This is a genomic window from Pradoshia sp. D12, from assembly GCF_008935075.1.
In the GTDB taxonomy this organism is placed as follows: Bacteria; Bacillota; Bacilli; order Bacillales; family Pradoshiaceae; genus Pradoshia.
This window is the reverse complement of sequence record NZ_CP044545.1, coordinates 2,144,515-2,158,344: the sequence shown is the minus strand read 5'-3', so window position 1 is coordinate 2,158,344 and position 13,830 is coordinate 2,144,515. Positions and strand designations below refer to the sequence as shown.

The 13,830-nt window shown below is 35.4% G+C and carries 14 protein-coding genes; 13 read left to right on the top strand and 1 reads right to left on the bottom strand.

From position 1 onward, the window contains the following. The first annotated feature begins 96 nt into the window (after positions 1-96). Both F7984_RS10315 and F7984_RS10310 read left to right on the top strand, forming a co-directional pair. On the top strand, positions 97-720 hold the full coding sequence (locus tag F7984_RS10315) for an ECF transporter S component (protein ID WP_066103455.1): 624 nt from the start codon (positions 97-99) through the stop codon (positions 718-720). A gap of 394 nt (positions 721-1,114) precedes the next feature. Further along, positions 1,115-1,828 carry an AAA family ATPase gene (locus F7984_RS10310; protein WP_066103458.1) on the top strand — a complete coding sequence of 238 codons (714 nt, stop codon included), beginning with the start codon at positions 1,115-1,117 and terminating at the stop codon, positions 1,826-1,828. 171 nt (positions 1,829-1,999) lie between these two features. On the opposite strand, the gene F7984_RS10305 is transcribed toward F7984_RS10310, so the two are convergent. Further along, the gene (locus F7984_RS10305; RefSeq protein ID WP_066103460.1) at positions 2,000-3,592 is read right to left on the bottom strand and encodes an ABC-F family ATP-binding cassette domain-containing protein; all 1,593 of its coding nucleotides are present in this window, start codon (positions 3,590-3,592) and stop codon (positions 2,000-2,002) included. A gap of 351 nt (positions 3,593-3,943) precedes the next feature. Here F7984_RS10305 and F7984_RS19645 point away from each other — a divergent pair, with 351 nt between their 5' ends. The 11 genes from F7984_RS19645 (at position 3,944) to F7984_RS10250 (ending at position 13,739) form a co-directional block, all read left to right on the top strand. Beyond that, positions 3,944-4,813 carry a 3D domain-containing protein gene (locus F7984_RS19645; protein ID WP_066103463.1) on the top strand — a complete coding sequence of 290 codons (870 nt, stop codon included), beginning with the start codon at positions 3,944-3,946 and terminating at the stop codon, positions 4,811-4,813. 244 nt (positions 4,814-5,057) lie between these two features. Then, entirely contained in the window at positions 5,058-6,152 is a 1,095-nt protein-coding gene (locus F7984_RS10295) for an SEC-C metal-binding domain-containing protein (RefSeq protein ID WP_139891857.1), read from the top strand. A gap of 175 nt (positions 6,153-6,327) precedes the next feature. Continuing rightward, positions 6,328-6,879 (top strand): mismatch-specific DNA-glycosylase, encoded by a 552-nt coding sequence (locus F7984_RS10290; RefSeq protein ID WP_066103469.1) that lies wholly within the window; start codon positions 6,328-6,330, stop codon positions 6,877-6,879. 220 nt (positions 6,880-7,099) lie between these two features. Continuing rightward, entirely contained in the window at positions 7,100-7,300 is a 201-nt protein-coding gene (locus F7984_RS10285; protein WP_066103471.1) for a cold-shock protein, read from the top strand. Positions 7,301-7,381: 81 nt separating this feature from the next. Then, a complete protein-coding gene (locus tag F7984_RS10280; protein ID WP_066103474.1) occupies positions 7,382-7,579 on the top strand; it encodes a cold-shock protein in 198 nt (65 codons plus the stop codon). Between the two features lie 172 nt (positions 7,580-7,751). Then, on the top strand, positions 7,752-8,408 hold the full coding sequence (locus F7984_RS10275) for a GTP pyrophosphokinase (RefSeq protein ID WP_225983575.1): 657 nt from the start codon (positions 7,752-7,754) through the stop codon (positions 8,406-8,408). Between the two features lie 83 nt (positions 8,409-8,491). Beyond that, positions 8,492-8,908 carry a CBS domain-containing protein gene (locus tag F7984_RS10270; protein ID WP_066103476.1) on the top strand — a complete coding sequence of 139 codons (417 nt, stop codon included), beginning with the start codon at positions 8,492-8,494 and terminating at the stop codon, positions 8,906-8,908. Positions 8,909-9,173: 265 nt separating this feature from the next. Then, positions 9,174-11,483, top strand: coding sequence for an ATP-dependent DNA helicase (locus F7984_RS10265; protein ID WP_140461525.1), 2,310 nt, complete (start codon positions 9,174-9,176; stop codon positions 11,481-11,483). 12 nt (positions 11,484-11,495) lie between these two features. Beyond that, entirely contained in the window at positions 11,496-11,972 is a 477-nt protein-coding gene (locus tag F7984_RS10260) for a dCTP deaminase/dUTPase family protein (protein ID WP_066103479.1), read from the top strand. Between the two features lie 95 nt (positions 11,973-12,067). Further along, positions 12,068-12,226, top strand: coding sequence for a lmo0937 family membrane protein (locus tag F7984_RS10255; RefSeq protein ID WP_318839183.1), 159 nt, complete (start codon positions 12,068-12,070; stop codon positions 12,224-12,226). Positions 12,227-12,593: 367 nt separating this feature from the next. Next, positions 12,594-13,739, top strand: coding sequence for a histidine kinase N-terminal domain-containing protein (locus tag F7984_RS10250; RefSeq protein WP_066103480.1), 1,146 nt, complete (start codon positions 12,594-12,596; stop codon positions 13,737-13,739). Positions 13,740-13,830: the final 91 nt, after the last annotated feature.

Genomic DNA, 13,830 nt, shown 5'->3' with positions numbered 1-13,830 from the left:
GAAATATCTTTACATACCAAATAATTTATCCTTATAATTTAATTTACTAATCAAAAGATAATTTAAAGAAATTTGATTACTGAAGGAGTTAGAAAGTTGAAAATAAAAGACTTTACTTTAACAGCCATTTTTTTATCTATTATTCTATTATTTGCGTTTACACCATTTGGTTTTATTCATTTAGGTGTAATTAAAGCAACCTTAATTCATATTCCAATTATTATTGCCTCTATTATTTTAGGCCCAAAGATAGGTGCGTTATTGGGATTAGTATTTGGATTTACTAGTATTGCTGTAAATACGATTACTCCGACATTATTATCATTTGCTTTTTCACCAGCAATTCCCGTATTAGGAACAGATCAAGGAAGTTTTTGGGCGTTATTTATTGCCATTGTTCCAAGAGTAATGATTGGATTTATACCTTACTATATTTTTAAAGCATTTCGTAATGCTATAACAAAGAAAAATTCGCTTCAAAAACCTGCTTTATTTATTACAGCTTTAGTGTCCACTTTTATGCATACATTCTTGGTTATGGGTTCTATTACCTTTCTATTTCAGGATGCCTATGCAGAGGCTATTAACGCTGGCAGTACAAGTGCCATTTATAAAGCTGTTTTAACTGTGTTTTTTACAAATGGACTTGCCGAAGCACTCCTTGCCGGGATGGTAACGATGGCGGTAGTTCCGCCTTTATTAAAGATTTCGAGAAGATAAACTCATGTCACTATTTCTGAATATCAATTAAGAAATGTCAAACTCACATATTAATTTGAACGCCATTTTGAATATCAATATTCAAAATGGCGTTTTTTATAGTTGCTGTTTGGATTGAACTTATTATCAAGTGTTATAGAAGTTACTAAGTATAGAGTAATTTCAAGGAAAATAAGCAGTACGTGTCGTCTATAATCAATTTTTCCAACTACGCGGCTTTATACTATTTTAGTGGGATTAAATTGTGAAAAGTAATGATATTTTGTATATAATTGTTAAATAAAGCGATCCGATTTGATTGTCGAATGCTATGCATGGTTTATTGTCTTTTTCATTCAGTTAAAGGGACGTTTTATTCGAAAAAAAGTAAAAAAGGAAATCGTAGGTGATAGTGTTGTTCTTAAAGAGAATTCAACTTGAGCATGAAAACATACCTTCTTATAATGAGTATCCTTTCTCTATTCCTTCAATAAAGAATCTTCACCAATTGAATTTGAAAATCAATGTTACATTTTTTGTTGGGGAAAACGGTTCAGGAAAATCTACACTTCTAGAAGCAATTGCTGATAAATGTCAGTTTAATACAGCAGGTGGAGGGCGGAATAATACTTATAATGTTCATGCTTCAGAATCCGCACTTGGCGAATATATAAGGCTTTCGTGGCTTCCTAAAGTCACAGACGGTTTTTTTCTTAGAGCAGAGTCATTTTATAATTTTGCTTCTCATATTGATGAAGTAAAAGCTTATAATGCCTATGGCGGACGTTCTTTGCATCAACAATCTCATGGCGAGTCTTTTTTGTCCCTCTTTTTAAACCGATTTAAAGGGAGAGCCATCTATTTATTAGATGAACCAGAAGCTGCCTTATCACCCCAGCGACAACTTTCATTTTTGAAAATCTTACATGATTTAGTCACTGCAGGGGACAGTCAATTTATAATCGCTACACATTCTCCAATTCTTTTAGGATATCCCAACGCCACAATTCTAAGTTTTGATAACGATACAATTAAAGAGATAGATTATGAAATGACAGATCACTATCAAATAACGAATTACTTTTTACAAAATAGACACAAGTTTTTGCGAGAGATATTAGAAGATTAATCATCCAGAAGACACCGTATGTAGTCGTTTGATTAAGATTAAGGCTTTAATTATGGAGAAAATACAGAAGGATTTAAGCTGTTTTGTAATTTTTTATATTTAACAAGGCACTAATCCAAATTATAAGAAAAAGACTATCAGTTAAAATTCACTGATAGTCTTTTGCATTCATTACTTTTTAACTGTCTCTAAATACTCATCATACGTCATTTGTTTGTCGATGATGCCATCTGGAGTAATTTCGATAATACGGTTTGCAATCGTTTGGATAAACTGGTGGTCATGAGATGTGAAGATCATGGCACCTTTGAAATTAATCATACCGTTATTGACTGCTGTGATGGATTCCAAGTCTAGATGGTTCGTCGGTTCATCCAAAAGAAGAACATTTGCTCCGCTGAGCATCATTTTGGATAGCATACAACGAACTTTTTCGCCACCGGAAAGAACAGACGGTTTCTTCATTACTTCTTCACCAGAGAAGAGCATTCTTCCGAGGAAACCGCGAAGGAATGATTCGCTTTCATCCTGTGGAGAGAATTGACGAAGCCAATCCACTAGAGTTTGCTCGTTTCCTTCAAAGAACTCAGAGTTGTCTTTAGGGAAGTAGGATTGTGAAGTTGTAACTCCCCATTTGAATGTTCCTTCATCAGCTTCCATTTCACCCATTAGGATTTTAAATAGAGCTGTTTTGGCATTATCATTTTGACCAACTAAAGCGATTTTGTCGTCTTTATTCATAATAAAGCTAACATTGTTCAGTACCTTTTCTCCATCAATCGTTTTGGATAGACCTTCTACACGCAGAAGATCATTACCAATTTCGCGCTCTGGAGTGAAGTGTACATATGGATAACGGCGGGATGAAGGTCTAATATCATCGAGCGTAATCTTTTCCAATAATTTTTTACGGGAAGTGGCCTGTTTAGATTTAGAAGCATTAGCACTGAAACGGGCAACGAATGCTTGTAATTCCTTAATCTTTTCTTCCTTTTTCTTATTGGACTCAGCTGTTAATTTTTGTGCCAATTGGCTGGACTCATACCAGAAATCATAGTTTCCGACATACAATTGGATTTTTCCGAAATCAAGGTCTGCAATATGTGTACATACTTTATTCAAGAAATGACGGTCATGGGATACAACAATTACCGTATTCTCAAAGTTGATTAAAAATTCTTCAAGCCATTGAATAGCTTTGATATCAAGGTGGTTGGTAGGCTCATCGAGTAATAATACGTCCGGTTTGCCAAATAAAGCTTGTGCAAGCAATACTTTTACTTTTTCTCCACCATCTAGCTCAGCCATCTTTTTGTTGTGTAATTCTTCTGGTATCCCTAACCCTTTAAGTAGGATTGCTGCATCAGGTTCTGCTTCCCAACCATTCAGTTCAGCAAATTCACCTTCAAGTTCTGCTGCTCTCATACCATCTTCGTCGGAGAAGTTTTCCTTCATATAAATAGCATCTTTTTCTTTCATAACTTCATAAAGTCGGGCATGTCCCATAATAACTACTTGAATCACTTCAATATCTTCATATTCGAAGTGGTTTTGCTTTAAGACTGTAAGGCGCTCTCCAGGGCCAAGGCTGACAGTTCCAGATTGAGGCTCTAGCTCACCTGATAAGATTTTAAGAAAAGTAGATTTTCCGGCACCGTTGGCGCCAATTAATCCATAGCAGTTTCCAGGTGTAAATTTAATATTTACATCTTCGAACAATTTTCGGTCTCCAAAGCGAAGACCTACGTTATTTACAGTAATCATGTATTTCATTTCCTCCGTTTGCTGGTATCTAGCAAATTATATCACCACATGTACACATTTTGAAAGAGAAGTGCTAACATTCTCGTGTTTTAGTCAGAAAACAGCACTTTGACGATGGTAATTTGTGTAAAACAGCTTCTTCGATAGCTATAAAGACAAAAAATCCAGTACTAACAGAATCAATAGATAAAGCGCTTACTGATATACTTTTCTGTAAATTTGTTACATTAACGTAATATTAGTGACATATATGTAATAGGTTTAACATCTATTTGTTCTTAACAACTATTTTAGTTAGCTGGTAGGATAATGTCTGAAATTCATTCGGTCAAAATAAAGGAGGTTAGCCCGATGAATCAATTGATTATTGCAGTATTAATCTCAACATCACTTGCGGGAGTCATACAAGGTGGCTTCGTTTCCTCATCAAATAATAATAAAACTCAACATATAGATCAGCAGCCAACAGCTGAAGTAAGTCAAGTAGTGAAAGATGATTTGACTGATTTTATGTTTATAGATATGCCTGAAAAAAAGACAAGCTCTACAATCATTCAGAATGATAAAGAGTTTGAGCATACTTCATATGAATCTATTAATTCAAGCATTAAAGATACAGAAATGAACATACAATCATCTGCTAACGCTGCTGCCGATGCAACAGATCGAGTCGAAACGAAAGACGTGCAATCGACTGAACGTAGAACAGACTTATCTAAGATAGAAAAGGCTGTAAAGACGGAAAAGACTCAGGAAAATAAGGTTATTAAAACACCTGCAGTTGAAGATAAAGATGAGGTAAAAGAAACATCTGTAAAATCACCAATTGAAGAAGAGGTAAATAAAAATACAGAAACTGCCGTAACTTCTGAAGTTGAAGAAGTAGATGAAGAAATAAATACATCTGCTGAAAACTCTGAGCAGGATGAGAAAATCATTACTGTTAAGGCAACAGCTTATACCGCGGATTGTGAAGGTGGAACTGGTGTCACATACACTGGTATAGATCTTAAAGCTAATCCTAATCAAAAAGTAATTGCTGTTGACCCATCTGTAATTCCACTGGGCACAAAAGTTTATGTGGAAGGGTACGGACATGCAATTGCCGGAGATATTGGAGGAGCAATTAAAGGTAATAAAATTGATGTTTTTATTCCATCACAAAGTGAAGCGGAAGACTGGGGTATTAAAACAGTTGATGTGAAAATTTTGGAAGACTGATAGGTTTTTTGATTGGTCATGAAAAGCAATCCAAGCACGCTGGATTGCTTTTTCCTTTCTATTCTAGTAAAAGAGGGGTAGTATCAATACCATATGTTTTAGTCAATTACATAAGTGTATAGAAGGAATTTGAAATTTAGGAATAGAGCGACAGTTTATTTTTTTCGTGATTTGTAGTAAAATTTAATTCTTTGACGGGGAATTATTATATTTTTAGTTTTTGAATCAATATGGAGGAATTCTGATGACAACTGCAACTGTAGATGAATATAATTTAGAGAGTTTGCTGGATTCATTAAAGATGGATGCTTTAAAGAATATCCGCAGAAATCTAAATTTAAAAAACATGAGTTCATTAAGAAAAAAAGAATTGGTAGCAGCACTGGCTGAGAAAATACCAGCTTCTGTCCCTGAGAAGGTTCAAATGATGGATCTTCATCAATACACAGCTATTGTAGCGATGATGACAAAAAGCGGGATTATGCCAATCGAACAAATTGGACTTGAAAATGTATTTTACTTATCAAGTATCGGATATATCCACCCTTCCAAAGTGGAAGATCAACCAGTGGTTGTAATGCCGACTGAAGTAATGAAACAATTTTACAATTTAAATCCAAAAGAAATCATGACTGTCATTAACCGTAATCAAAAAGTGACAAACATTCTTTTTGGGTTAATTCGTTATTATGGATTTATAGAGGTTGAAAAAGCTCATAAATTGATTGAAGGATATATCCAGGAAGAAGTGGATATTGAATGGCTGCACAATTACATTCGATATTTGGAAGATTTCTATGGAGATTTCCGTCTAGATGATGAATATATTATTCATGATACTATCAAGGAATTAGATGGATTTAAACAGGCTCAGGCAAGCAGAGTAGGCTTGAAATACTACCATATTCCTGCTGAAACTATGGTAAACGTGAACCGGTACGAGCCATTTGAAAGAACAGAGCAAATGGTTGAATTCATTCACTATTTATCAGATACGTATTCTTTGAAACAAGAAGAAGCAGCAGAATTGGCAGACCGTTTTATCTTTAAAGTTCAATTCGGAGAATCCTTGCCTGATGTGGTGAAATGGTTTGGAGAACAAATTGAATTTGAGTCAGAAAAAGATATTAATGCACTGGTTGAAAAAATGGTTACTGTCGTAAACAATACAAGACTATGGATTTTAAAAGGTCACACACCTTCTGAATTATCCTCTCCATCTGCTAGTAAACCTGCAGCTTCTGCTCCAGTTCTAAAAACTCAACCAAAAGTAGGCAGAAATGAACCTTGCCCATGCGGCAGCGGCAAAAAATATAAAAAATGCTGCGGTAAAGCTTAATCTCATACAGGTAACTTGTGAACATGGTGTGTACCTCGTGGCGTTTGCTACGGGGGATATGCCGTGTTTTTTATTTTTAACAAAGAAGTAGATGTAAGAACAGTCATAAGTTGATTACTTTATCATCATTCTTAAATGCGTTATAATCATCCAAAATAGAGCGAGGAGGGTATGAATGGAGGATTTTGAATCTTTAACATTGCCAACCTATATCAAGCCTGGATTGGATATTGTATTTTGTGGGATTAATCCTGGCAGAATTTCTGCTCTAAAAGGGTATCATTTTGCGAATCCAGCGAATTTGTTTTGGAAGGGTTTGTATTTGGGTGGCATTACGCCGTATCAGTTTAAACCTGAGGAGACGGCAAAGCTCTTGGACTATGGTTACGGAATAACTGATATTGTCGGCAGGGCAACAAGATCTTCTTCTGATTTGAAAAAAGATGAATTTATAGAGGGTGCGGCTGACCTAAGGAATTTAATCACTCAATACAAGCCTAAATGTTTATGCTTCATTGGGATTACTGCCTTCCGCTATGCAACAAACCGTCTTAAAGGCAAAGTAGAACCAGGTCTTCAGGACGGCTTGTTTTTTGCTACACCTGATTGGGAAGGCTGCTATATCTTTGTTGTTCCATCTACAAGCGGGGTAAATGCCCATTATACGAGAGAAGAACGAATAGACTATTTCCGGCAATTATATGAGTGGAATAAATCTCAAAAATAAATAGGTATAATATCTGCTGACAGAGGCATGATATGGTTAGAAAGTTCAGCAGATTATTGACATTTCTGAAAATGTGCCGTATTATAAGGTATAATGTTTATCTTTATAAAATTGACCGTAAATAGACATTCACTTATTATAAAGTGTTCTCTTTTTTACAGAGCGGTACTTTTTATAATAGGTGAATCTTTATTTATCACACATTTTTGGAGGTAACAAAATGAAAAACGGTAAAGTAAAATGGTTTAATGCAGAAAAAGGTTTCGGATTCATTGAAGTTGAAGGCGAAAATGATGTATTCGTACATTTCTCCGCTATTCAAGGCGAAGGTTTCAAATCTCTAGAAGAAGGCCAAAGCGTACAGTTCGACGTAACAGAAGGCGCTCGCGGACCTCAAGCTGAAAACGTAATTAAGCTTTAAGAAGTATGCGAATAAAGGCTATCCCAGGTATGGATAGTCTTTTACTACATAATTAACTTCTAAAAGAAAGGTGTGCCGGTTATGTATAATCGAAAAAATGTTGAGGAAATAATCCCTGAAGAAACGAAGGTGTGGGAATGTACTTCTGATGATTGTAACGGTTGGGTACGTGACAATTTCAAAGCTACAGCAACACCTAAGTGTCCATTATGTGGTAGTGAGATGACAGAAGGAATTAAAATGCTTCAAGCGATTAATAATCCTAGACGGAACGATTAAGCCGTCCAGCTTTCTCACAGAAACAGACCATTGAATATGTGGTCTGTTTTTTTTGTCTTGTTTTTTATTTTGTGAATTTAACAGTATTTTCAATAGATCAAAATGAAACCATTTATTCGTCTTAATCGTATGTAGGGGTATGTAAACACTACAGAAAAGAGGTATCCCAACTGTGAATTTGCCTTATGAACAAGAATTAAATGAATGGAAAGAATTTTTAATTGGCTATAAGTTTGCATTAAGTGAAATGAATACAAAACTGGAAATATTAAATCAGGAGTTTGAATTGATTCACAATTACAATCCAATCGAACATATTAAATCGAGAATGAAAAGTCCACAGAGTATTATGAAAAAATTAAAACGAAAAAACCTAGATATTACGGTTGAAAATGCACAGCAGAATGTCCGTGATATAGCCGGGATTCGTATTTCCTGTTCGTTTACGACGGATATTTATGCGATTGTAGATGCCCTTGGAAAACAGGATGATATACATATTATTGAGATTAAAGATTATATTAAAAACCCTAAGTCAAACGGGTATAGGAGCCTTCATTTGATTACGGAAATACCAGTGTTTTTTTCGAACTGTAAAAAATGGATGCCGGTGGAAATACAAATTAGAACCATTGCCATGGACTTTTGGGCGAGCCTGGAACATAAAATTTATTATAAATTCTCTAAGGATGTACCTGAGCATCTACTCCAAGAATTAAAAGGGTCTGCCGATATGATTGCAGAATTGGACGATAAAATGCTCAGAATTAATGAAGAAGTTCAGATATATAAAGATATTGATAAATTAATGAGTGAAACCAAACTTTAATTAACCTCCTTCTTCCATTAAAAAAATGTGTCAAAAAGGTAAAAAAGGGGAAGATAGAGGTAAAAGGAAGTGAGGTATAGCTCATGACGATGTTAAGAGAAATTATGACCACAAATGTAGACTATGTTACACCGCTTGATAATGTATATGAGGTTGCTTTGAAAATGAAAGAAGATAATGTAGGAATCATTCCTGTCTGTGAGGATAATACATTGATTGGCATCATTACGGACCGCGATCTGGTTGTGGACGGAATTGCTGAAAAACGGCCAGGTTCAACTAGGGTAACAGATGTGATGCATCAAAATGTTGTGACTGCAAACCCTGATACAACAGAGGAGGAAGCAGCTGCACTAATGGCTCAACATCAAATTAGGCGTCTGCCTGTCCTGGAAAACGGTAAACTTGTTGGAATTGTATCCTTAGGTGATTTGGCCGTAAGCTATACCGGTAATGACGAAGCCGGTGAAGCTTTGCAGGATATTTCAGAAGAAAATTAAGAAAAAGCCGAGTATATATATTCTTCATAAAAGCGGAAATTAGAAATATTCATATTAAGTGATTATGTGACAAGGCAATCAAACAAAACAGGGTATTCTCAAAATCTGAGAATACCCTGTTTTAGTTACTATTAAGGGTGAAGCAAAGAGATTTCAATAGTCCCTACTTTATATGAATGATGTTCTTTCAATTTCATTTAAGTAAGAACATCTGTACCCTATATGGTATGATAATGGTACTATGACGCAGGTTGGGTGAGTGTACATGTTAGGTGAGTATCATATATCCATTAGACAGTTAGTTGAATATGTTTATCGGGGCGGCGATTTGGACGGACGTTTTCGCACGGCCAGTTCTATGATTGAGGGGACAAGAATTCATCAAAGAAGACAAGCAGAATATGAGGAGAACGATGAAAAAGAGGTACCTCTTAATCTGATAATGGAATACGGGGATATTCTTTATGAGATTGAAGGAAGATGTGATGGTATTTTACATAGGCGAGAAGGAACAGTCATTGAGGAAATTAAATCAACCTCTGGAGCTCTTGATGGGATTGATGAAAATACATACCCTGTACACTGGGCTCAGGCAATGTGTTATGGCTATATATACTGTTTGAATGAAGGTCTGAAACATATTGATATACAATTGACTTACGTACAAATATTGACTAATCAAACAGCCTCGTTTCGCAAAACCCTAACATTTAAAGAATTAGAACAATTTCTAACTCAAGTACTCGAAAACTTTACACCATTTGCAATCCTGCAATTAAAGATACGGAGAGAAAAGCTCAATTCAGCAGCAAAAATTGAATTTCCGTTCGGAAATTTTAGAAAGGGACAGCGAAAGCTCATAGGAGCAGCCTGGAAAACCATTTCTGAACGAAAAAAATTATTCGCATTGGCGCCAACTGGCATTGGAAAGACCATTTCTTTTATATTTCCATCCATAAAAATGATGGGAGAAATAGACCATAAGATTGAACGATTTTTCTATTTAACAGCCAAAACAATTACGAGGCAAGTGGCTGAGGATACACTAAACATCTTAATTGGCAAAGGTTTAAAAGTGAAAACTGTTACCCTTACAGCTAAGGATAAAATGTGTCCTGATTGCACCTCTGGCCAATGTATATATGGGGAGGGGCATTATGACCGAATTAATGCTGCTGTTTTGGATATTTTAGAAAATGAATGGTTAATGGATAGAGAAACAATTCTGGAATACGCTCAGCGCCACCGAGTATGTCCTTTTGAATATTCGATTGAATTAGCATACCTGGCAGACATTGTGATTTGCGATTATAATTATATTTTTGATCCACGAGTATTCTTGAAACGACTATCTGATGAGCAAAAGAAACGAACTGTAATTCTGGTTGATGAAGCGCATAATCTGGTGGAACGCGGCCGGGAAATGTTTTCTGCAGAGTTGGAAAAGAAAGCATTTCTAGATATAAAAAGGGCGTACGGCCAATTGAATCCAGAGCTATCAAATGCAGCTAAAGTAATTAATGCATTATTGATTCAGCAAAGGAAGAAATTGGGCGAAAGGAAATCAGCTGCTTATTCGGAAAAGCCGGACGAGTTGCTGGATGCACTGGAAGATTTCGTACTTCATGCCGGTGCTCAATTAACCAGGTATGGAGAAAATCATACGTCAAATGAAATTGATTTATTAGAAACCTTTTTTCAATCACAGAATTTCCTACGGATAGCTAAGTATTATAATGAGCATTATACGACGCATGTAATAAAGGGAAGCAATAATGTATACTTAAAGCTGTTTTGTTTGGATCCTGCTTTAAATTTGCAAAAGATGACGAAGGGATTTGCTTCCACTCTATTCTTCTCGCCTACATTGACGCCAATTGGCTATTACATGGATGCATTAGGAAGTGGTGATGGGGATTATCGGATTCAAATCGGTTCACCATTTTCCCCAGATCAGTTGGATATAGCAATACAGCCGCTTTCTACAAGATTCCATGATCGCTCGGTATCTAGTGTTCAAATTGCCAGAACCATTCATGCAATTACAAAAAACAGAGGTAATTTTTTAGTGTTTTTCCCGTCCTACCAATTTTTAAGAATGGTTATGGACGAACTGGAGGAATTTGAGGAACCTTCTAAAATTCTGATACAAAATCAAGGAATGAGTGAGCAGGAAAGAGAAGATTTTCTGTCAGCCTTTGAAGAGAACCTAGATATTCCTGTAATTGGCTTTACAGTATTAGGCGGAATCTTTTCTGAAGGAATCGACCTGGTTGGCAATAGATTGAGTGGGGTTATCATAATTGGAGTTGGATTGCCTCAATTAAATGAAGAAAGAAACTTAATTCGCGACTATTATCACTCAAAAAGTAAAAATGGATTTGATTACGCGTATGTTTATCCGGGGATGAACAAAGTATTGCAGGCTGCAGGTCGATTAATTCGCAGTGATCAGGATACAGGTACGCTTACTTTAATAGATGATCGATTTTTAACCGATAAATATCAATCTTTGTTTCCTGAAATGTGGAGTCAGTTTAAAATTATTAATAGTTACAAGGATATTGTTACATAAAAGGAGATTTATATGAAAGAGCAAAAAGTAAGAGGATTCGAAGTTGTTAATTCTGCGTATATCAAGGTTCAAATGACGGAGGATGAAGTCAAGCTCCCAATGCGCGGAGATGCCGGATCAGCAGGATATGATTTTTTTTCAAACGAAACCATTACATTGAATGTTGGAGGAAAGCATCTGTTTTGGACTAACGTCAAAGCCTATATGCAGCAAAATGAATTATTGGAGATACATATCAGAAGTAGTTTGGGAGTGAAATATGGGCTAGTTCTATCAAATGGGACAGGCATTATTGATTCTTCCTACTATGGAAACCCTGAAAATGATGGGAATATTGGTATTTCCATTACTAATCGCGGAGAAGCTCCGGTTCTTGTAAAAAAAGGGGACAGGATTGCACAGGGTATTTTTAAACAGTATCTATTAGCAGATGAGGATCAAGTACTACATGCAAGCAGAACCGGTGGATTTGGTTCAACCAAACGCTGATTGGTACGGTAATAAATTGTTATTAATAATCGCTTTTGTTTTAAATCTTTTCAAATGGGTAAAAATAGGTAAATGAAACCCTTATTGGAAGAGAGATGATTCAAATGCTTTGGACATTAGTTGGAATCTTATTGGCTATATGGTTATTAGGTCTTATATTTAAAATTGGCGGAGCAATTATCCATGTTTTCTTAATAGTGGCTGCGTTAGTACTTGTTTATAATATTATTAAAAACAGAATTTCGCAAAGGTGAATAGGCAGATCTAAAACTAAAGAAATCACATTAACTATATCAGCCAATTAATTGAGGACTATATAAGGACATTGCTTCCTATATATAGTCCTTTTTAGATGGACAGAATTGAGTATGTTTCGTTACTCGAGTTGTTTTTTGATTATCATTAAACATCTGACCTTATTTTTTACCTCTTTACATAGACGATAAAGCAAAGAAAAGTATATTTTAAGCGAAAAAATGGAATTACACGAAAGTAATCATTTTACATGAATATTACAATATTCTCAATCTGGAGATGTTTTAAAGTTAGTAAAGGATATCAGGTGTATTTGTCGAATATAGAACATACATGTAAAGCTAAGTGAAATGGTGGTCTAATGGAATGGAGCCAATTTTATTAAAGCAAAGTGAATATCAACAGCTGATTGAGGATTTATTGATTAAAGAAGAGGCGAGTTTATTTCAGGAGTATTTAGATTCGATTAAGGCGCCGAATAAAGAGGATTATCTAGAATCTTTGAAACAACCGCGTAAGATTATGTTTATGCAATTGATTGACACGATAAACGGGAAAATATCTGAAAGCCAAATTAAGGAAATGGCGGCAAGCACAGCCGTTGAGCGAATGGATGATATTAATATAGGAGATGTCTTATATAATATCAATCAGGGGCGCAGAATATTTGTGAATTTTGTGCTGAAGATGGATATACCGTCTTATGTACTACAAAGTACAGTTAATAATATCAATAGACAATTTGACACATTCAGCTATGAAATGGTTTCGACCTGTATACACTTAAAAAATCAAGTCATTGATCAGAAGACTACGTTCATCAATGAAAACCATAAGGATAAATTAGCACTGCTCGGCCAAATATCATCAAGCTTTGTGCATGAATTCCGTAATCCGCTTACTGCTGTAATGGGCTTTAATAAGATTTTGAGAAAAGAATTTCCGGATATGAAATACTTGGATATCATGGAATATGAGCTTAATCAATTAAATTTTCGCATTAGCCAATTTTTGCACACATCAAAGGCTGAATTCAATGAAGAGATTATCATGGATATATCAATCAGAGATCTGATTGAAGAGATTAAACAATTAAGCTATGCGAACATTATCGACACCAATGTTAAGGTTGAAATCGATGTTCCGGAAGATTTAATTATAAAGGCAAGCAGAAATGGATTGAAGCAGGTTGCCCTTAATCTGTTTGTTAACTCAATTGATGCCTTGAAAAATCAGCCGCCTCAGCGTGTGATTAAAGTAAAATCCACAATTAAGAACAATCAATTAGTGATAAGTTTGTCCAATAATGGGCCAATGATTGCAAATGATATTATTGAGTCGATCTTTGAGCCATTTTTCACTACGAAGGAATTAGGTACGGGTATTGGCCTGTATGTATGCAAAAAAATTATTGATAGTTATAATGGAGACTTATTATGCACATCCAATCCAGAATGGACGGAATTCAGTATTTATCTGCCCGATTCTATCATTATCAATCCTCCGCAGTGAGTTCTATTTAAGAGCTCTTTATTGTTCGGATTCGTTTTTCAAATTTGATATGGGTCATTTACATTTATTCGGTTAGTAATTAAAAATACCT